Here is a 21,424-nt window from a genome sequence, read left to right as displayed (position 1 = left end):
GGAAATGTAGAATATTTGATAAGAACTATCATTTCAGTATATGCGTTTAAAAGCTCCTATTTAAAAGAATTACCTCCCTATTGTTTAACAGTTTTAATCCTTAAACACTAGCTATAGCAGACTAGTGTATTATAAATAGAAATGTAAATGAAGAAGTATTTTATTGCCGTATTTTTTTTAACAGTCACCCTTGTAAATGCTCAAATTTTTGATCCGGTAAACTTTGTCAATGAAGTACACCCCATAGGAGAAGACTCTTATGAAATTTTAATAACCGCCAATATAGAAAATGGCTGGCATTTGTATTCTCAAAATGTGGAAGAAGGTGGACCTATCCCAACGACTTTCAGTTTTGATAGTGCAGCGGGTATAGCGTTAATAGGTGATGTTGAAGAGCCCAAAGGTCAGGTCGTTGATGATCCGGTTTTTGAAATGCGCATTAAGTTTTTTGAAGGTCGTGCTGTTTTTAAACAGCGTATAAAATTGACAGATCTTTCAATACAAACCCTTGATTTCTCTGTGGAGTATATGGTCTGTAATGATACCCAATGCCTTCCCCCTGAAACAAAAAATTACACGGTATCCTTAACAGAAAAACCTGAATTAGTTCGTGAAGAAACTAAACTAGCAGCTGAAGGAGATTTTATTGAAATTTCAGACTCAGAAGAAAACACAGAAGCCTTAAAAAATAATCAAGATCTTTGGACAATTTTTATCCTCAGTTTTCTGGGAGGTTTTGCAGCATTGCTTACTCCGTGTGTGTTTCCAATGATCCCAATGACGGTAAGCTTTTTTACCAAGCAGAGTAAAAATCGGGCAAGTGGGATTAAAAACGCGTTGCTTTACGGGATTTTTATTATTGTGATCTATGTCGTTTTAGGCTCTGTGGTAACTGCTGTTTTTGGCGCAGATGCGCTCAACGCCCTATCAACAAATGTGGTGTTCAATCTGGTCTTTTTTGGTCTGCTGGTTTTCTTTGCATTTTCATTTCTAGGAGCTTTTGAAATCATGCTGCCCAATTCCTGGGCAAACAAGATCGATTCTCAGGCAGACCGCGGTGGTTTACTAGGAATATTCTTTATGGCGCTGGCACTTGCTATTGTTTCTTTTTCCTGTACCGGCCCTATTGTAGGGACGCTGCTAGTAGAAGCGGCTTCAAAAGGAGGTATCGCACCCATTGTAGGTATGCTGGGCTTCTCATCTGCAATTGCCTTGCCGTTTGCCTTATTTGCAGCCTTTCCGGGTTGGTTAAACTCTTTGCCTAAATCCGGTGGCTGGCTCAATACGGTCAAGGTGGTTTTAGGGTTTCTGGAACTGGCATTAGCCTTTAAATTCTTGAGTAATGCTGATCTGGTTTTGCAATTGCACCTCTTAGAGCGTGAAACGTTTTTAGCTATATGGATCGCAGTGTTTGGTGGACTGGCTCTGTATTTATTTGGTAAAATTACCCTTCCGCATGATAGTCCGTTGCCTCATATTTCGGTAGGACGATTGAGTCTGGGGCTTCTCATATTGGCGTTCGTGGTGTATCTGATCCCCGGTCTTTGGGGCGCTCCTCTGCAATGGATCAGTGGTTTCCCACCTCCTATGCAGTATAGTGAATCTCCTTACGGGGTAGGTAATACTAAAGGAAGTATGGGTACTGCCGCAGAACTTCCCCCCAATGCAGAACTAGGGCCTTTAGATCTTATTACGTTTAAAGATTATTCGGCAGGTATGGCCTACGCCAAAAAGCAGCACAAACCGGTGATGCTAGATTTTACCGGGTATGCCTGTGTAAACTGCCGCAAGATGGAAGAAAGGGTGTGGCCAGACCCCAAAATCGTACAGATCTTAAAGAATGACCTGGTATTGATTTCCCTGTATGTTGACGATAAAAAAGACCTGCCGGAACGTGAACAATATGTTTCAGAAACTACCGGAAAAAAAATAAAGACCGTAGGCAACAAATGGAGTGACTTTCAGATAAAACATTATAAGGCCAATGCTCAGCCGTATTATGTGCTGATTGATAACAATGGAGAAAAGCTCAATGCGCCTACAGCTTATGACCCTGATATTGATTCGTATTTAAGCTGGTTGAAGGAAGGCATCAAAAATTATAAAAACTAAATATAAACGATGATACGATTAAAACCTAGTTTACAGATCCTTTTTGTACTTCTAAGCATCTCTCTGAGTGCTCAAAACGTGTCCGATACTCCCGTAAGTCCAGAAAATCTGGCTAGTGGTGTTTTAGAAAACGGGATGCATTATTATGTGTTACACAATGCGGAGCCGAAAGACCGGGTGTCTTTTTACTTTGCACAGAATGTAGGTTCTGTTTTAGAAAACGACAACCAGCAAGGTCTGGCTCATTTTTTAGAACATATGGCTTTCAACGGAACCCAGAACTTTGAGGATAAGGGGATGCTGGAATACCTGGAGAAGAATGGAATGAAATTCGGTTCTGAAATCAATGCGTTTACCAGCTTTGATGAGACGGTTTACAACATCAATCAGGTACCTGTTACCAATGAGAAATTATTAGATTCTGTATTACTTGTTTTACATGACTGGTCAGGCTATCTATCCTTAACCGATGCCGAAATAGATAATGAGCGTGGGGTGATTAATGAAGAGTGGCGTACTCGTAATACCGCAGGTTTTAGAGCCAATTCAAAAATCTGGCTGGACGGTTATTTAAAAGGCTCAAAGTACAGTAAACGAATGCCTATAGGCTTGATGGATGTCGTAAACAACTTTGAATACGATGAACTGCGGGATTACTATAAAAGATGGTACAGACCAGATCAGCAAGCTGTAGTTGTAGTTGGCGATGTTGATGTAAAAGAGCTAGAGGCTAAAATCAAGAAGGTGTTTTCTTCTATTCCATTAAAAAAGGATTTGCCAGAGCGCCCTGTTTTTGATTTACCCATCACAGCAGATTTGGTGTATATCAATTCAACAGATAAAGAACTGGGAGAACCTTCCCTTCAATATTTTGTCAAGCGTAATCCGTTAGATTTAAGTGTGGTTGAAAAGATTAAAGAAGACATGATCGGCAGCTTTGCTTCCTATATTTTAAACAATCGTTTTTCTGAATTGGTTTTGGCAGAAAACTGTCCGGTATTGGGTGTAAGTTTTGGAGTGCAGGAATTTGTACGCCCTTTAGAGGTACTCAACCTTAATGCGCGTCCTAAAAAAGACAGTTTACTTAGCGGACTTAGCTATATAGTGACCGAGTACAAGCGTTTTGCTGAATTTGGCGCAACAACGGGGGAGTTAACCAGAGCTAAAGCAGCTTTTAAAACAAATCTTGAGTCCTCAAAAGCCAATATTGCAAAGCGTAGTAATGACAGTTATGCTGCAGAAATCTATGGGGATTTTTTTGAGAAGGAGCCGGTAACCGATTATGCCTGGACGTTAGATTATCGATTAAGCCTTTTAGACCTCATTACAAATGAATCTATTCTAAACTATTTGTCCCGTTTTGATGGAGATCAGGGTAGAGGAGTGGGCATCACCGGTTCTGATACAAATACCTATCCCAATCAAGGAGAATTAGAAGCTGCTCTTGCCGAAGTGAATTCGCAAAAACTAACAGCTTTTGAAGAAACCGGATCTGAAAAAAAGCTTATAAACACAACCTTAGCAGGAAGTAAGGTTATCAAAACGGAAGCTGTTGAAGGTATTGACGCACAGCTGTACACATTAGCAAACGGACTTAAACTAGCACTTTATCCTACCGATTTTGATAAAGAGCAGGTATTTATGACGGCGTTCAGCCCGGGAGGTAGTTCATTACTTTCCGTAGAAGAATTGCCAAATACGTTTATCGCCTCCTATCTGGTTGGTCAATCAGGACTTGGTGATTTAAATAAAATTGAGCTTCAAAAATTACTTGCCGGGACAGAGACTTCTCTAGGTGTTTCTATAAATAGCTATAGTGAGAACCTTAGCGGAAGTAGTAAAACAAAAGACTTGGAGACTTTGTTTAAGCAAGTCTATCTGCAGTTTACTGCGCCACGTTTTGATGCGCAGGCTTTTGCTATTTTAAAGCAAAATATGGCAACCAACTTAATCGCTAAACAGAAAAATGTATCCAGTGACTTTCAGGATTCACTTCAAAAAGCAGCTTCAGGCAACAGTGAGCGCAGCATCTTGTTTGATCAGAAACTTGTTGATGCTATTAGTCTTGAGGGAGCAGAGCAACTATACCGCGATCGTATATCAAATGCCGGTGACTTTACCTTTGTGTTCGTAGGTGATTTTGATGAGAAGCAAGTATTAGCGTTAGCCACAAAATATCTGGGCAGTATCCCGGGTACTACCGAAACAGAAACGGCTGTGAACCACAATATGGTCCCTGCTAAAGGGAAGACCACTGTGCATTTAACCAAGGAAATGGAAACTCCTCAAGCAAGCGTTAATGTTATGTTTACTGGGGATATGGAATATTCTAAGAAGAACAACCTGAAGCTTTATGTACTTTCGCAACTTCTTGATAAGCGGTATATGGAGCGTATTCGTGAGGAAGAGGGCGGTTCATACGGTGTTCGGGTAGGTGGTTCTGTAAGCTGGGTACCTATCGAAAACTATAATTTAAGCGTGAGTTTTAACTGCAATCCAGATAAAGCAGACGATCTGTTAAAGATTGTATATGCTGAATTGAAAAAAATGGAAACCAGTATTGATGCTGAGGAGTTAGCAGAAATAAAAAGCAATTACAAGAAAGGTGTTTCAGAAAACCAACGCAACAACAGCTATTGGTTGAGTACTATCGCTAATAACCTTGAAAAAGGAATGCCGGTTTCTGACCAGGCAAGTAGTATCGCTTTAATTGAAAGTATCACGGCAGACGATCTTATGGCAACGGCAAAATTGATCAATAGTGATCCGGCTATTGTTGAGGGGGAGTTGATGCCTGCAGAATAATACAGTATTGGCTTAAAACCTTTTTTTGTTTAGAGAAAAGCAGCATATCATTGATTTTATTTATTTGAATTAGCCTTTAAATAAAGACTTTTAATTTGTGTTGATTTAAGTTGAAGGGTCTAAATCATAAATTTAGGCCCTTTTAATGTACTACAGGAAAAACTTTTAAGGAAGGCTTTCTCGAAAATTTATCTATGAATACACAAGAACAAACCACAACCAGTCTGGAAACCTATTTTGAGTATTACCGAAAAAATACCATTGGGGTGAATCATCAGTTTGAATCGGTCTATGGGACCCAAAATTTGCTCTATGCAGATTGGATCGCCAGCGGAAGGTTATACCAACCTATAGAAGCTATTATCTGTAAAAAAATAGGTCCGTTAATGGCCAATACGCATTCGTTTTCCAGTGAGAGCGGTAAAGCTTCTACCTATGCGTATCACGAGGCACGAACGATCATTAAGCAGCACGTAAATGCAGGAAGCGATGATGTGTTGATCACTACCGGAACGGGGATGACGGGTGCCCTGGCTAAGTTGCATCGTATTATGGGGTTAAGACCTAAAGGCTCTATATCAGCTTCTGCAGAGCGCCCTGTGGTTTTTATCAGCCATATGGAGCACCATTCTAATCAGGTATCCTGGATGTCTCTAGATGTTGATGTGGTACTTCTGGAGCCTAATGAGCAGTTGCAGGTCTGTCCTAAAATCCTTGAGAACCAACTTAAAAAATATGCTGACCGGAACGTAAAAATCGGTTCGTTTACGGGATGCTCTAATGTAACCGGGGCTATTACACCTTTTTACAAGCTTGCAGCGCTTATGCACCAATACAACGGACTCTGCTTCGTAGATTTTGCGGCTTCGGCACCTTATGAAACTATGAATATGCACCCAGAGAATCCGGATCAGCAACTAGATGCGATTTTCTTTTCACCCCATAAATTTCTAGGAGGTCCGGGGACCTGTGGTGTTTTGGTTTACGATAAAAAGCTACACAAAAATACCATTCCCGATACCCCGGGTGGGGGTAATGTAAAATGGACCAATCCGTGGGGTGAATATGGGTATCACGCAGCTTTAGAAACCCGTGAAGACGGTGGTACTCCAGGAATCTTACAAGTCATTCGTACCGCTTTGTGTATAAAACTTAAAGAACAAATGAATCCTGAAAAGATGAAAGCACGCGAGCACGAACTGCTGGAGTTATTTTACAATCAGGTTTCTGATTTACCAGAAGTTGAATTGCTGTGTAACCGAAATGATGACCGTATAGGTTGCGTTTCTTTTAATATAACCGGATTGCACTACAATCTCGTGGTGCGTTTGCTTAACGACCGCTTTGGAATACAAACCCGTGGCGGTTGGTCCTGTGCAAGCAGTTTGGCCCATTACCTTTTTCAGATAAAGCCCGAAGAGTCAAAAGTCTTGATGAGAAATATAGAAAACCAGAAACTCACCGATAAACCGGGCTGGATTCGTGTTTCCCTACATCCTATTATGACCGATGCAGAGGTGATTTATATAATAGATGCACTAAAAGAAATTATTAAAAATCAGAGGGAGTGGGCTTCTGAGTACACCTACAATCCCGTGACTAATGAATTTGATAGTCATAAACAGGATGACAGCCTTTTACAGCAGCGTATGAAAACTTTTTTTATTGATTTATAAAACACTTTTCAAGCTTTTGTGACCTCTCAACTGGTTAATTACTAAATGGGTAGAAGTCTTTGTGGAGAAAGTTTATATGATTGTCCCTTATTCTACCCCAAATTTGAAGTGAGTTGGCAGCATCACTGCAAAATAGCCCGATACGTCTGGAAGGGAATCCTCCCCCAACCCCTCCCAAGGAGGGGAGAAGTTTCAATCCTAGTTTTTAATTGGATGTGTCTGGAAGCGCTCTAATTTGCCAGTTTTCTCCGTCGTGCCAGGTTTTTAGTCGGCTGCATACCTTGTAAATACTCTTGTTATAAAAGAGTTAATGAACTTAAAACAATTCTGTATATTTGTTAATCATTTAAATTCAGATGGTTATGAATTGGGAAGAATACGATTTATACGAGGAGCTACCTTTTCACGATGAATTTCGTGAAGAGGTTCTTGACAAATTACTGAAACTGCATCGTCAGTTAATTTTAATTGAGAATCTTGATGGCGTATCAAGAATGCCATTTTTAAGAAATGTAGTGGAGCTTCGTCATTTCTTTTGGGATATAGGAGAATATCTACACGAAAATGAAGATCTTTTCTATATACACGCTAAGCTTGAAAAGCTGATGGAAGAAATTAAGATTTCTGTGCCCTTATCTAAAAGAACGAGAACTCATTAAATGCACATAAATAGAAGGGCATCCTTGCCGTTCCCATAGCGTTAGTATACCGTTACCCTGCTTTTGCTATGCTCTATCCCCGGGTGAAACGTGGGTGAATGGAGTTCTGGGGATGTTTAAAATGGAATTTTTCAGACAGATTTCAAATTACACTCTCTTAAAAAGCGTTGCAATGTGATTACAATTAAAGACTATTCTCTAAGTTGAGAATTTAATAGACTATTATATCATAATTATTAATTAACCATTTGTCTTCCCTGAGAGTCAAACATCCTTTAAATTCAATATTTTCAATAGAATAAAAAATCGAAAAATAGATATTATCACCTTGGCAATCAAAGTTTTTAATTTCTAAATAATTCCTATCCTTAATATCAATTTTGTTCTTGAATAAAACCTGTTTACTATTAATGTAGATCTTTGAATTCTCACTAAAGTATTTATTTTTCAATAAAATATAAGGAGATCTTTCTTTTATTTCAGGATGCAAATAATTATTAAATTCCTCGAAATTCAATATAACCTGAATAGCTTTTATCTTATCTGATTGAATATTAGATGGGATAAAATGAAAAAATAAACAACAAATAATAATAGTGAATTTCATAATCAATTATTTTTCTAATATTAAATCTGCATTTAAGCGAAAAACAGTTTGTCCATAAATGTCAAGATAGATTAAATAGATGCTCATCTAATTCTAGGTCTATTTTCTTCAATCCAATTTTCTAAATCGCCTATTTCATATTTAACAAATAACAGCCAGTTAGTTGTATGAGTTAAACCTAATTTTATAAGTTGTTCTACATACCAATTTTCGTTACCAAAAATCAAAAAATCGTAAAAATGATCAAATTCTGAATTGATATCCCATAGGGTATCTATTTCCTGTAAAATTTTTTTGACGGGTATTTTTTTATTGTTCAAGTCAGGTTTTTTCACCCAATCATAGATGTTTAATATCTCTAAATCAAACAATATTTCTAAAGTGTCAAAAACTTTTTCTCTAGCTTCCTGTAAATGATATTGCTTTGAAGAATATCCTAGCATTCCTAGAAGTTCATGTAAATATTCAAATGAATGTGGGCATAATAAATTCATATTATGAGGCTGAAATAATTCCTTTCTATTCATAAAGAAAATTTTATAACTTTTATCTCATCGAACATTAGAGGAAAATTTAAATCAATTGTCGCAGGAAAACCAGAAGATGAAACAGTCCTGAATGTTATAAAATTACCATTGCCCATAGCTGCTCTTTGAACACCTGGAGCTACTTCTACGACTTCAATAGCATTTTTAGTTAAAGAAGTAAAAAATGCTTGAGCTTTAGCAACTGGGGAAGACGTTGAAATTATTCTCACATTTACTTGATTACCCTGTACTCCAAGTTTAGAAAACACCAAAATTAATTCCGTAAGTCTATCATTTATTAAAATAAGTTCTAAAGGTATTCTACTTAACAATGGAATAGCAACACCTAATGAGGTTTCGACCAGAGCATACTCTATGAAAGGTAGTGCAGCCTCGGCAAGGGGTATGGTGACGGCCCTAAAATATTTTCTTATAAGGTTATTTTGCTGATCCACGACAAGTTTATATATATCATGAACTTCACCTATGTTCATTGTATCAAACTCGGACAGCAAACTTTCTACATAGGCAGCAATGATTTCATCATCAGGATCACCAAAAAGCCTCAAAAACTTAGTCATTCTTCTTATTCGAGACTTATAATCAAAGATATTTGGTAATTCATACACTGTATCCGAGAAGTTATAAGTCATTGCTGCAGTTGCTTCTTTAGCAAATGTCTTAGCATCGCCAGAATGAGGATAAGACTCCAAAAAATCTTTTATAGCTTCTGCATCTGTAGTATTTTCGTCTAGCCATAATAGTTCATCATAAGAAAGAGCACTATCTAAAAGATCATTTATCTCATTAGCCAGAATAACTTCCTCGCAGTCCTCGGTTTGACAAGGAGGGGGTAATGATATACCTGTATCAACTGATCCGTCCCCATCTCCGTTTCCACCGCCACCAGGACCGCTTGTTCCTGAACCCCCAGGACCAGGACCAGGACCAGCTCCTCCTCCTCCGCAATTACCATCCTCAATGAGACGAATTATGTACGTGGAGTATGGGCCAGCACCTTTTCTATCACAATCATAATATTCACCTTCCCCAGAATGTGCACCCGAGTAACAATCATGTTCAATCTCTTCGATCACATACTCTCTTCCATTATTACAGAGCTTATTAATACTTGGTATTTCAGGAGTCTCTATTTCCTCATAACCAACCATTTCAAATTGTTGACTATCATCAAACATTCCCTTTTTAAAAAAATATTTAACGAGGTAAACTCTATAATATGTACTATCAAGATGCCTTGAGAGGATAAGATTTTCTGCAATATACTTATTGCTTACACCTTCTCGTTCTATATAAAATGTATAAGACTCGGTTCGTTTTTTAGAAGACGAAACATAGGTTACTCTATCGGTAAAAATGGAAAAACTGCTAGATTTTTTAGAGCCATTATCTCTTTGCTTTTTTAAAACACGTTTCATTCCTTTTATCAGCAAATTGTTTTTTGACACAAAATCAAAATCCTTATGTAACATTTTGAAATCAGAAGAATCATCAACGATATTAGTTGTAATTTCTGGGATATTAGCAGTTACCTCTGGACTCAGATTTGAGCTATCATCACTTGAACATTTCGAGAGCAGGAAAACGAGCGAGATAAGACTTAAAAAGGTAAACATCTTAGTAGATGAAAAAAGTATTTTTTTATTCATGAAATGATTTTTTTGAGGAAAAATACTAATATCCTAAGGAATATTAATGCTTCTCTTATAAATGAGCAGCTAAGAAAAAATAGAGGGATGAGACGTTAAGTAACGTCTGTTATGAGTGTTTTTCATTTAGCACATTGTAAATAAGTAGTATAATAAAAAAGTTGAATTCGTTTCAATAAATCTCCCCATCACTGATTCGACCCTACCTGAGAGCGGTTTAGGGGTGAAACTCCCCTTTACCTACTCGACTGGCAAATCGTTATTTTTTCCTTTTTCTTAATTCGTCTATCCAACTTTCAGTTTCTGCAATCAATTCAGGTTTACTCTTGTCCGTTCTTAGTGGAATTGGATAGGACTCAAGATTCAAAGGTCTTGTTCCCAAACACTGCGAATACAAATAGAATGCTTTTTCATTTTTCATTGTCCGTTTGAGATAGAATAAGTATTCTCCTTTGTTGTCTGGGAAAAATGAAGACCCATCAAATACTCCGTCTTCTGTCGTGATTGTACCATAAATTATTTCGGTCTCGATTTTTCCTTTCAGAGTTTCAGTTACTTCAATTTGATAATTCGTCCCTGTCTTTATTACGTTTCCAATTACTACTAAATCACTCCATTCGTAGCTTTCGTTGTCCAACTCTTTTAGCTCATATTCAGGACATTCACAAGCCAATGATTTGATTGAAATTGTCAGTAGTAGAATTAATGTCGTTATTGTCGTCTTCATAATGTTTGCCAACTTGTTATATCAACCCAAATATACTCGTTTATCAAAGCTATTGGCAGGTAATCAGCACGTTTTATTACTAATGGTCAATACCTTATAGGTGAGCCCCAGTTTAGATTTTATACCAAAATAGAGCAATAAACACAGTTTGTAACCCGACGCGATTTCTACCCATCCACCTCATTATAAAGCCCATTTTGCTCCCCGGCAACTGCCAGTTTACGTGCAGGCATCGTCGTTGTGCTACCACACTGCTACCACACTGCTACCACAGTGCAACCACAGTGCAACCACACTCCAACCACATTTTACCACAGATTTTGTGGTTGAATACGGTTTCAATGTGGTTAGATGGTAGTAGCACCTAGAATGATCTCTAAACGATGCGCTAAGTAAACTGGAACTCAACCAGGAGGGGGGATGTGTAGGCTATGGAATATGGGTAGTATTTGCCTTGTAATTTGGGGCCAGGTGGCACGGTTAGACCGAAACGGCTGGCATATTAGTCCGAAATAACGACAGGGTAACCGCTTTTAGGCATCCCACTAAGCTTTGAGTGGTTTAGTTCTGGTTAAAGTCACGTAGAATACGGAATTCCTTAAAAATTAGATTTTAATCTTCAATACCTTTATCATAAAACGATTATAAACTATGGAAGATCAAGAGCGATACCGGGATTATGTAGCACAATTAATCTCCCGGAGGGAAGAACTGGAAGTACAATTTGATGCATTTTTGCTTGCACCCAGCGACCAGAAACCTGACACACTGCGTTGTTTTGCAAAACGGAATGCATGGATTCAAGTTTTTGAACAGGAATATGGATCTCAGGCCATAGCCGGCTTGGAATTAAACCCGCTTTATGAAAGTTGCGCGTATAGTGATTATGTGCTCCAATTTATCAGACTTCATAAGTTCTGTACTAACGTGATTGGGCTTTATCCCAGGGACATGGAGTAGAGAACTGTTGGAAACAAGTATATCTCATTCAATCCAAAATGGTATACTGCTTGTGCAAATCATTTTAGAACCTTAATCCAAGAGCACATTAAAGAACACTCATGAAGTCTTTTTTTAGCATACTATATCTACCCTTAAGCGCTGATTTGCAGGAAAAAATCAGTGTGGGGTTATTTATGTTCAATGAGCAGGTAAAGATTTTCAAATTCTCAGAAGAGAAACTACAGCTGCTCAAAGGATTTTTATCTTCGCAACGCTATGGCCATCTTAAAAGTTATTTAACTCATTTAAAAAATGATATTGATCCCGGAGTATAGTAGTAGTCAAAGAATAACCGGAAAGGTAATCTAATTTACCGATCTCATAATGTTTTTTAGTTCTGAAACTGTATAGGCGGGCTTTCGCTTATGTAGCATAGCATGACAATTGGGACAGACAGGAATTAAGTCTTTTTTTGGATCTACAGTGTATTTTTTCCCAATTGTTGCAATATCTATCACGTGATGTACGTGAATAAAATCCTGACCTAATTCACCATACGCATTTTTAAAATTAAAATCACAAACCTGACAGGTGAAACCATAATGTTCGATACACTCTTGTCTGGCCAATTGATTTCTTTCATAACTATTTACAATGACTTGTCTAGTTAGACCTTCGGAATACTCCTTTTTAAGTTCGACTTCATCAGGATATACGGTTGCAACCAAGTTATCTTTGATATAATTAAAGTACATATCATAAATTTCTCGTCCTTTTATTACTGAAGCACCCGAGGTATTTTCGTAATACTCTATATGTGCTTTAAGAGAAAGTAAAGCTGATCTTAAACCCTGTGCTCCCTGTTGTTTGAAAATTTCATGAAGATAATAGTTCGTTGCATAGGCGTTTATTGTTCGTGTATATAATTTGCCTTGCATCATTTTTGAATATGCATAAATATAATCAAGACTAGAACTTCTTTTTAAGCCGATTTGTTCTAATTGATTAGCTCCTTCTGAGACAGACACTTCGTTCAAGTATACCTTCTTGGCAATCTCAAAGGCTGTCTGTATTTGATTTCTTGTATTTTTACCCATTCAATTTGGGGTAGTGTATCACTAAATTTATTATCAATTTAAAACTAGACAGCCTGAGTCATTAAATCATCGTGCTTTTTATCTATGGACTTCATTAATTTTTTGAAAGAATACTCGGAAAATTTATCTTTCAAAATACAATCGTCAGGTATGGTTTCATACTTGACCAAATATTCATATAAATCTAAGCCTCCCTGTTAGATTTCTATATTTTTAAAATGGCTGCTAACAGCTTCTCCTTATGCTTTTAAATTTTCTATAATATTATGCTATAAAAATATGATTTGTAAATAAAGTATGTGGTGCACTAACCAGATTAATATCAAATTTTAATGATGGTTCAACCCTTGAACTTGCATTGTGAATTCTAAACGATATTTGCCAACCTTCGTTTAAGGAAACCAATAATGTCGTGTTGGAATTGTCTTGGTAAACTATTTCTATTAGTCTTGAGGGTAATTTCAATTTGGGTATTTTAGCTTTCGGCTTTACGTTTTCAAATGGTAAGTTTAAAGTACCGCTTAAATTGTAGGCTTGTATCTCTACCTTTTTATTTCCTTTGATTACTTTATAAAAATCTTCATTCCCTATCAAATATTGTACAAGATTTTCCGCTACGATGCTGGGATTTTCCTTGTCAAGTCTCAAAAGTTCTTTTCTGAAAGCATCTAAAATTGGAATGTAAACGACCTGATGCATATTTTCAATCGAAGTCCATTTTGTTGATTTGTCTGAAGCTTTTAGATCTGTCAACATATCAAAAACTGGTTTGATTTCATCAAAATAGTTTTGTGAACAGGGCACTCCCAACCACTTATTACCAAAATCTATATTTAAAGACAAACGCGAATGTTTAACGGCTCTGTGATTGTTCTTAGCTGAAATACCTATCTCCCATTTTTGTAAAGAACGGATTAGGAGAACATCTCTAACATCTCCTGTTTGACCTGCCTGATCACTTACAATTTCAAGAACTAAAACATCCTCTTTATTTATGGCATTTGAAAGTCGAGGCTCAATGTCTATTAAGAAATTTATGGCTGCACTTGCTGTAATTCTAAAAGTCTCTTGTTCTTTTTCCACGAAACTATCAAAACAGCCTTTAGCATTTTGATAAGGCTCATTTTCTGTAATAGAAACGCTTGTGATTTTGTTTAAACGTTCATAAAATTCTAAAAGCAAAGCATATTCAAACGCTTTTCCGTTAATTGTTTGACTAGCCATACTTTATGATAATGTGTTTTCTAACTCTAATTGTTTCTTGCTGATTTTAGTAGGTTGTTTTTCTGCTTCTTCGATTTGAGTCTTTATACTCAAAGCCATATGTTTTGCAAGATTAACAGGAACAGCATTACCTATCATTTTATATCCCGCAGCAATATGATTATAATGAAATGTGAAGTTATCTGGAAAAGTCTGTATTCTTGCGCATTCACGAACACTTAATCTTCTATACAGATGTTCTTTACCCTTTACAAACTGACGAACATTTTGTTCTATAAACTTCATTTTTGGTGCTTGTGGATGAAGGGGAGCATGTCTACCTCCCGCTTGAATGGTAAATGATTGTTGATCCCAAGTTCTAACACGATTTCTCGACATAAACATCGAGGAAAATCCACCAATCATATACTCGTGATTTGGAACTTTACAATTTTCTCTATTTGTTTTGTTACCATCTTTAGCAGGTACAACATTGCTTTTTAAATCTAAAATCGCCTGTTCAAGCGTAATTTTATCTTTTAACGGTTTTGGAAACTGGAATTTAAAATTTAAGTCTTTGCGTATGCCCACAAAAAAGACTCTTTTTCTGTCTTGGGGTACGTCAAAATCAGAAGCATTAAGCATCTGAAATGACAACTCATAACCTACTCCAGCATTTTGAAACATTTCTTTTATGTTTTTTAAAGCTTCGCTATGTCTTCCCAACAACATACCGCTCACGTTTTCTGCAAGAAAGAATTTTGGTTGTTTTGCTTCTAATATTCTTATGAAATCAAAAAAGAGTTGTCCTCTTTTATCGTTTATCCCACGTAGAGAACCTGCTTCGCTCCAACTTTGACAAGGTGGTCCGCCAATTATTCCGTCACACTCTGGAACTTCGTCAGCAGGAATATCTACAATACTCCTTTTATCAAGAATGGTTTTAGGATGATTCTTCTCGTAAGTCTCCCAAATATCTTTATCATACTCATTGGCCCAAATAACATCAAAATTTGCTTTTTGGAACCCTAAATCAAGACCGCCTGCGCCTGCAAAAAACGATACTATTTTCATAATGCTTTTTCCTTTAAAGTTCTTCTATATTCTGCTTTTTCCTCTGCAACTTGTAAAAGCTGCTTGGTGCAGTTTGTTTCGTAAATATGTTTCCCGATTTGGTCGGTAACATATTCATTCCTTAATTCTGTGAGGTCGAGTTTGAAGATTTCGGCAAGTTTCGGTAATCGCTTTTCATCAAAGTCTCGTTTTCCGTTCTCAATTTTGCTCAAGTTGGCAGAGTCTAAATTCAATTTAGCAGCAAGTTGAGTTAGAGTCAGTTCATTCTTGTTCCTTAAAAGCCGGATGTATTCTCCAAATGTAGTATTCATAAGACTTGTCATTTATTGACAAATTTATAAAAATTAATAGAATATTTAATTCCACCATACATATTTTTTTCACCCTTTTGATTATTTAGCGTAACATTTATGGATTGACACAAAGACCGAAAATGTATAGTGTGCAACTGGTCAGTACGAAACCCAAATCATTTATTGACATTAATTATGTTACAACAGTAATTTTTGATTGCATTGCGCCAAGCATTGCAGATTATCTTTTTTCACATTTAGTTTCCAATTATACTTGCAAATTTTTGGTCACCTAATATTGGTGAGAATCGCGGAGTCGTGACAAAAAGCGAAGGGCGTATACTTAATTTTCAACTGTACTTACTCTTCAAGGATTTTTCTTGTTTGCCTTACTAAATTCACAAATAGTTCTTCCTTTTCGTTCAAATCCATTTTACTTACTGGTCTACTTGGGGGATTCATGGCTTGAAATTGATTTAAATCATCAAACTCCTCAAATAAGCAAGGCTTTAAAACTATTGTTAAAATCACAGCACCTTCTTTTTCAGCAGCTTCTAGTAATGGAGGAAGTTCATCTGTAGATATGAAATCTGAGCCTAAAAAATCAGTACTAACTAATAATATAGCAACTTTCGTTTCATCAATTGCCTTCTTAATTTCCTCTTTCCATTTTTGACCTGGTTTTATTTTTGAATCATCCCAAAAGTCAATAAGATTTTTAAAAGGCTTGAAGTGTCTTTGAATTTCTGTTAAATATTCTTTGTCAAAATGACTATAACTAACAAAAACCTTTGCCCTTTTTTTTTCTTTCTTGTTAGAATATCTTTGATGTACAACCGTAGGTAAAGTTCCTAACTCTTGTTTTAAATAGAATAAAACTCTTTCGGCTTGTTTTTCTTGTTGACAATCTGGATCTGCTTTTCCACTGTGTGCTTTTTTTCTATGTAATTCTAAATTCTCTGTTATTAAATTGTTCAGTTCATCTAAGAATATTGCTTTAAATTCAGAAGAGTAAAAGTCATACAATCTGCTCTTTAAATTCCGAAGTACATCTGATGATTCAGCATATGGATTGTTAATATTAGAATTTTCATAATATTCCAGAGCTTCCTCTCTAATTATCTTCTCTTCATTCATGATTTTAAATTATTGCCAATGGTAGTCTGTCTCAAAACTATTTAGTTAATGCTTAAAAGTAGTTGAAGTGGCTGCGATTTCCAATAAGAAAAGATAATGGATCCTTTTTCTTTTTGCGGAATAGTCTAGTCTTTTGGGTATAATCCCTACCGCTATCCTTGCCGTTCCCATAGCGTTAGTATACCGTTACCCTGCTTTTGCTATGCTTTATCCCCGGGTGAAACGTGGGTGAACCTTGGGTGAATGGAGTTCTGGGGATGTTTAAAATGGAATTTTTGCAGCACGGCTTGTTTGCGGCAGGTAATTTGGTAAGCTACTCTTAAAGATCCAACTTTTCAATTAAAAAAGGAGTATATCCTACTATGTTGGTTAAGCGAAGGTATATTCGCTTTGTAAAGGACTCAGGATCAACCTCGTAGCATATCAAACTCTATGGTGTAAATGTAGGGTATTTATAAGGCCTTGTCAAGAGGTATAACTTTTAAGAGTAACTGGATTTTAGCTAGCAGTAATGACTCATACACTCCTTATTTGCCGGAGCGTTAGGGTTCCTGTTATAAAACGGGACAGGCTGTACCGACTGCAGGATCTGGAATTTTTTGGTCGCATTCGTGAAAGCCAATTATTAATCCTCTTCTTCTCGAATGCATAAAATTAACTTGCGTATTGCTTAGTCAATTTACCTTTTTCGGTATGTATTCCTGTTCTTATTAAGAATTTTTCTGATTCTTTTTTTGAGGCTGTAATTTTATCTGCATATTTTTTAAATGCTTTTAGTAATTCTTTTTGTTCCTCTTTATTCATAACCCTTAAATTTATCTTTATAAAGATAATCAAATTTTGAATTTAAAGCTTTATGCTTATTGACAAGCCATATTATGCCCAAGGTGTTCTATCAACCTTAAATATACATATCCCTCAAAATTTACGGGATATCAATCCTTTAGCGGTTTGTATATAAAAATAGCCCTTTGTTTGAGATGTAATTTACAGAATCCTATAATCCCCCGGATTTAAACTAAAAAAAAGGGATAAATCTCTTAAAACACCTTTTGGTACAATCCTATTTCTACCAAATTACCCATAACGAAAGTATGTCTAAAAAAATTATTTAGATATTGCTTAAAAGTTGTTGATTTTGAAATTAATCCATTTAAATATATATAATTACATGTCTAATAGTCTAAAAAGATAGCTAGTTCAGGCAACACGGCGTTCATGCAGGGTTCCCGATCTGCAACGGTACAGGCTGTACCGACTGCACGAACGCTAGTTATTGGCAACAGTTATTTTTTCATTAAGGCAAGTTTTATTCCAAGAGCGACAAAAATTCCGCCGGTTATTTTGTCTAACCACATTTTCATTTTATAACTTTTTCTAATTCGGTCAGATAATTTTGAAGCAAATAGAGCTAAAATTAAGCACCAAATTGTTCCAGTTAGTAAGAATGTAATTCCTAGAATTAAAAAAGGGAGTGAACTTTTTACATAATTTGGGTCAATAAATTGAGGTAAAAACGCAAGAAAAAATAATGCTACTTTCGGATTCAAAATATTGGTCATAATTCCCGAGAAGTATATCTTTTTGTAATTCGCAGTTTCGTTTTCGTTGTTCAATTCAAATTTTCCATCTGTTTTCTTAAAGATTGTTTTAAGTCCTAAAAAAATTAAGTAACCAGCTCCCAAATACTTAATAATTTCAAAAGCCATTGCAGATTTGGCGAGTATAATCGATAATCCTAATGTCGCAAAAATGATATGAAAAATTGCTCCTGTTGATATTCCCAAAGCTGATAAAATTCCTGCTTTTTTTCCTTGAGCAATACTTCGTCCAAGGATATACATTGTATCGGCTCCTGGTGTTAAATTCAAAATCAATCCAGCTATTAAAAAAGCCTCAAAGTTTATTATTCCGAACATGATTTTCTTGGTTTGGTTTTAATTGTTGCTGACGTGTTTGGCTATGGTTTCGTTGCGGAAAAATCCGCAGGATTCTTTCCTGCAGTGACCCCAAGGTAGCAAATATGCAGGAATTTCCGAGATGAAATTTTGCCGTAATGAACTATAGCCGGTGTGTGTAGCTTTTTATTTTTTAAACTTCTCAATCTAATGTTTTTAGATAATCCACTATTTCATTCGAAACCTTAATTATTTCTTTTGTATCAAGACAAAAGAACAGGAACATGAATAGAAGTTATAGGTTCTATAGGGTGTTCTGTTCATTTTCTTTGCTCGCGTCATTCTCATTTTCACGGGAGCTCGTGAACCTCCTAAAGTCGGTTTGTTCAAGAAACTCCTACGTCGTTTTAAGACTTAAGGTTCTCTTGGAACAGTGCATTTGGCTCCCTGCGGTCGTCGGATGCAGAAAAGAAAAGAGCCCCTCGCTTCGGAATTTTTCGCTCGATGATCGAGATCAAATTTTGAAGAGCTGGTTTTGAATCCTAGACTTAGTCTTGTAGCGAGTATTGTACTCCCTTCAAAAGCCGTTTTACAGTCGAAAACCGTCTTGTCAGCTCCGCGTCGCTACCGCTCCTGTCCTTCGGAGCTGCCTGTGCCTATTCTGAACCGAGGGAATTTATAATTCGTTTACCCTTCGGGTTGAATACTACCAATTTAAAAAAGTGCTTGTAAAACGCCAGTATCGGCCTACAAGAAGGTATCGTGAAATTTGAAGAGAGCGGAACGTAGCAGGCGGTTCTGTTTGAGGGCGCGATAGCGGCCGAGTTAAGCGCATGCAGTGCAGTGAACGAAAAATTTAGATACCGTCTTGTGAGCCTTGATTTTTTGTTTCTTTTGTATCAAGACAAAAGAACAGGAAGATGAATAGAAGTTCTAGTTTCTATATCATGTTTTGTTCATTTTCTTTACTCAAGAGACTCCTACGTCGTTTTAAGACTAAAGGTTCTCTTGGAACAGTGCATTCCTCTCCCTGCGGTCGTCGGATGCAGAAAAGAAAAGAGCCCCTCGCTTCGAAATTTTTCGCTCGATAATCGAGGTTAAATTTTCCTGAGTTTCTTTTGAAATCAAGCCTTTCGCATTTTAATTAATTTGGGTTGGCCTCAAAAGTAATTTCAAGGGCGAAAACCGTCTTGTCAGCTCCGCGTCGCTATCGCTCCTGTCCTTCGGAACGCCCTGCGCCTATTCTGAACCGAGGGAAGGGCATTCGTTTAACCCTTTGGGTATGAGTAATTTTTAATAGAATGGTAAAACGGCCTACTTTTTAGATCTGTAGTAAAACAAGTAAATACCGTAGCGTTGGATTTGGAGCTTGCATCCGACAAGTGTAATGAGAGGAATGCACAGGCGCAGCGGTTTGCCATCCGCAGGATAAGGGATTTGCGTAGTTTTCAAGGATGTAAAAATAAGCCTTGATTTTTTGGTTTCCAGCCGCATCAACTCGCTCAAAGACATGCTTTGCCGTATCAAGGCAAAAGAACAGGAGGATGAATAGGAGTTATAGGTTCTTTTATATCTGGATGTTTATTGTTAACGAGACTTCTCGATACATTGGCTTTCGGCTCAGGCCTCAATCCAATACTCGAAATGACATGCTCGATACTATTTTTTCGAGCTCTGGCTCTCAAAAATCGAAGTGACACTCCAGATACGTATGCTTTCGGCTTAAGCCTCATTCCAATACTCGAAGTGTCATGCTCGATACTATTTTTCGAACTTGTGCTCTTAAAAATCACTCCTATACTCAACCGTAGCAATTGTTAATAAAATCTTAAATTTTCACTTTTCAAAACCCGTTTTCATACTCTCTTCATACACTATCCTAGGGGATGCCTAGGGGTTGACTGGGAGTTGCCCTACTTTAGAGCTAAATTTGACCCGTCCTTGACCTTGAATAGTTATACAGATTAATAAATTCTGTTATAACTATACTTTTTGGTTTCTACATCCTGAAAGGATTATACCGTCTTGATGGGATTATAGGATTCTGTGAACTACTTCTAAGACAAATGTCTATTTTTATAAACACAACGCTAAAGTGTTGACATCCCATAAATCTTTAGGTCTTACTTAAGTCTATATTTTATGTTGATATAACAAGTTAGGCAACATTTGAAGAAAACTAAACTGACAAGAATGTTATTCGATGATTTAGAATACATAAGTATAGAGAACCAAACGACCGATTTTCCAAAACATTTTCATGAAACGTTTTGTATTTCGCTTATATACAGTGGAATTGAGCAAATTAATTTTGACAACCAAAATCTTTTTAGCGAAAAAGGCAGCATTTCAATTACCAATCCTTATGAAATACATTCCAACCCTTTGATAGACAAAAAAACTTGTTTGAAATTTGACACAATCTACCTTTCAAATGACTTAATGAAGTACTTGCTCAACGGGAAAAGCATTACATTTTTAAATCGAAAAATCAATAGTGAAAAAGCAAATCTATTGTTCGTGAAACTCAAGAATGCTATGAACACTAGGAATCCTGAAATCATTGAATGTTCCCTAAAAGAATTTGTAAATACACTAAAATTCCACTCTCAGGAAAATGAAACGGAATATATCAAACAGCATATTAAGGGTTTTGATGACATAAACTGCTACATAGTGGATAAGCCGGTCAAAGTGAACCACGTTCGCCGGATGAAAGTGAGCATAGCAAACTAAGTACTGGAAGTCGATTCCTTTGTGGTTAAATTTACTCTTTATTTTTCAGTTTTTTTCTCATGGATTCTCCTTTGATATCGATCCTGTGGGCGGTGTGTACCAATCGATCTAATATAGCATCGGCAATGGTTTGCTCTCCTATAATGTCGTGCCAGGCTTCGACAGGTAATTGAGAGGCGATTATAGTTGACTTTTTTCCGTGTCTGTCTTCGATGATCTCCATAAAAGAGTGTCTGTTTATGTTGTCCAGACCTTTAAGAC

Annotated in this window: 18 protein-coding genes; 6 read left to right on the top strand and 12 right to left on the bottom strand. The window is 36.7% G+C overall.

Annotated elements, in window-relative coordinates; all coding sequences use genetic code 11:
• Positions 1 to 147: 147 nt before the first annotated feature.
• From BUB91_RS07495 to BUB91_RS07480, 4 genes are all read left to right on the top strand, one after another.
• On the top strand, positions 148 to 2,112 hold the full coding sequence (locus tag BUB91_RS07495) for a protein-disulfide reductase DsbD family protein (RefSeq protein ID WP_073098619.1): 1,965 nt from the start codon (positions 148 to 150) through the stop codon (positions 2,110 to 2,112).
• A gap of 9 nt (positions 2,113 to 2,121) precedes the next feature.
• Positions 2,122 to 4,917 carry a M16 family metallopeptidase gene (locus tag BUB91_RS07490; RefSeq protein WP_073098618.1) on the top strand — a complete coding sequence of 932 codons (2,796 nt, stop codon included), beginning with the start codon at positions 2,122 to 2,124 and terminating at the stop codon, positions 4,915 to 4,917.
• 194 nt (positions 4,918 to 5,111) lie between these two features.
• Positions 5,112 to 6,593 carry an aminotransferase class V-fold PLP-dependent enzyme gene (locus tag BUB91_RS07485; protein ID WP_073098617.1) on the top strand — a complete coding sequence of 494 codons (1,482 nt, stop codon included), beginning with the start codon at positions 5,112 to 5,114 and terminating at the stop codon, positions 6,591 to 6,593.
• Positions 6,594 to 6,955: 362 nt separating this feature from the next.
• Positions 6,956 to 7,252 (top strand): hypothetical protein, encoded by a 297-nt coding sequence (locus tag BUB91_RS07480; protein ID WP_128759333.1) that lies wholly within the window; start codon positions 6,956 to 6,958, stop codon positions 7,250 to 7,252.
• A gap of 211 nt (positions 7,253 to 7,463) precedes the next feature.
• Here the strand turns inward: BUB91_RS07480 and BUB91_RS07475 are convergent, their stop codons facing one another.
• The 4 genes from BUB91_RS07475 to BUB91_RS07460 form a co-directional block, all read right to left on the bottom strand.
• A complete protein-coding gene (locus BUB91_RS07475; RefSeq protein WP_073098615.1) occupies positions 7,464 to 7,859 on the bottom strand; it encodes a hypothetical protein in 396 nt (131 codons plus the stop codon).
• Between the two features lie 83 nt (positions 7,860 to 7,942).
• On the bottom strand, positions 7,943 to 8,386 hold the full coding sequence (locus BUB91_RS07470; protein WP_073098614.1) for a hypothetical protein: 444 nt from the start codon (positions 8,384 to 8,386) through the stop codon (positions 7,943 to 7,945).
• Positions 8,383 to 10,056, bottom strand: a complete 1,674-nt coding sequence (locus tag BUB91_RS07465) for a hypothetical protein (protein WP_073098613.1) — start codon at positions 10,054 to 10,056, stop codon at positions 8,383 to 8,385. The genes BUB91_RS07470 and BUB91_RS07465 overlap by 4 nt, the downstream gene beginning before the upstream one ends.
• A gap of 259 nt (positions 10,057 to 10,315) precedes the next feature.
• Positions 10,316 to 10,783 carry a hypothetical protein gene (locus BUB91_RS07460; RefSeq protein ID WP_073098612.1) on the bottom strand — a complete coding sequence of 156 codons (468 nt, stop codon included), beginning with the start codon at positions 10,781 to 10,783 and terminating at the stop codon, positions 10,316 to 10,318.
• 651 nt (positions 10,784 to 11,434) lie between these two features.
• On the opposite strand from BUB91_RS07460, the gene BUB91_RS07455 reads away from it, so the two are divergent.
• Complete coding sequence (locus BUB91_RS07455) at positions 11,435 to 11,743, top strand: hypothetical protein (RefSeq protein WP_073098611.1); 309 nt, start codon at positions 11,435 to 11,437, stop codon at positions 11,741 to 11,743.
• A 347-nt stretch (positions 11,744 to 12,090) separates the two neighbouring features.
• Here BUB91_RS07455 and BUB91_RS07445 read toward each other — a convergent pair whose 3' ends face one another.
• The 7 genes from BUB91_RS07445 to BUB91_RS07420 form a co-directional block, all read right to left on the bottom strand.
• The gene (locus BUB91_RS07445) at positions 12,091 to 12,822 is read right to left on the bottom strand and encodes an HNH endonuclease (RefSeq protein WP_073098609.1); all 732 of its coding nucleotides are present in this window, start codon (positions 12,820 to 12,822) and stop codon (positions 12,091 to 12,093) included.
• Between the two features lie 264 nt (positions 12,823 to 13,086).
• Positions 13,087 to 14,046, bottom strand: a complete 960-nt coding sequence (locus BUB91_RS07440) for a HaeIII family restriction endonuclease (protein ID WP_073098608.1) — start codon at positions 14,044 to 14,046, stop codon at positions 13,087 to 13,089.
• A 3-nt stretch (positions 14,047 to 14,049) separates the two neighbouring features.
• Positions 14,050 to 15,099: a DNA cytosine methyltransferase gene (locus tag BUB91_RS07435; RefSeq protein ID WP_073098607.1), complete on the bottom strand. Its 1,050-nt coding sequence runs from the start codon at positions 15,097 to 15,099 to the stop codon at positions 14,050 to 14,052.
• Positions 15,096 to 15,410 (bottom strand): helix-turn-helix domain-containing protein, encoded by a 315-nt coding sequence (locus tag BUB91_RS07430; RefSeq protein WP_073098827.1) that lies wholly within the window; start codon positions 15,408 to 15,410, stop codon positions 15,096 to 15,098. Before BUB91_RS07430 ends, BUB91_RS07435 begins: the two co-directional genes overlap by 4 nt.
• Positions 15,411 to 15,752: 342 nt before the next feature.
• Positions 15,753 to 16,529, bottom strand: a complete 777-nt coding sequence (locus tag BUB91_RS07425) for a toll/interleukin-1 receptor domain-containing protein (protein WP_073098606.1) — start codon at positions 16,527 to 16,529, stop codon at positions 15,753 to 15,755.
• Between the two features lie 654 nt (positions 16,530 to 17,183).
• A complete protein-coding gene (locus tag BUB91_RS20985) occupies positions 17,184 to 17,333 on the bottom strand; it encodes a hypothetical protein (protein WP_164917849.1) in 150 nt (49 codons plus the stop codon).
• A 482-nt stretch (positions 17,334 to 17,815) separates the two neighbouring features.
• Positions 17,816 to 18,448 carry a LysE family translocator gene (locus BUB91_RS07420; protein ID WP_073098605.1) on the bottom strand — a complete coding sequence of 211 codons (633 nt, stop codon included), beginning with the start codon at positions 18,446 to 18,448 and terminating at the stop codon, positions 17,816 to 17,818.
• A gap of 2,148 nt (positions 18,449 to 20,596) precedes the next feature.
• Here BUB91_RS07420 and BUB91_RS07410 point away from each other — a divergent pair.
• The gene (locus BUB91_RS07410) at positions 20,597 to 21,163 is read left to right on the top strand and encodes an AraC family ligand binding domain-containing protein (RefSeq protein WP_139250532.1); all 567 of its coding nucleotides are present in this window, start codon (positions 20,597 to 20,599) and stop codon (positions 21,161 to 21,163) included.
• A 31-nt stretch (positions 21,164 to 21,194) separates the two neighbouring features.
• Here BUB91_RS07410 and BUB91_RS07405 read toward each other — a convergent pair.
• The coding region (locus BUB91_RS07405) for an ATP-binding protein (RefSeq protein WP_175551003.1) at positions 21,195 to 21,424 on the bottom strand (230 nt) is incomplete at its 5' end.

The sequence above is a fragment of the Leeuwenhoekiella marinoflava DSM 3653 genome (assembly GCF_900129005.1).
GTDB lineage: Bacteria > Bacteroidota > Bacteroidia > Flavobacteriales > Flavobacteriaceae > Leeuwenhoekiella > Leeuwenhoekiella marinoflava.
This window is presented reverse-complemented; position numbering and strand designations above follow the sequence as displayed.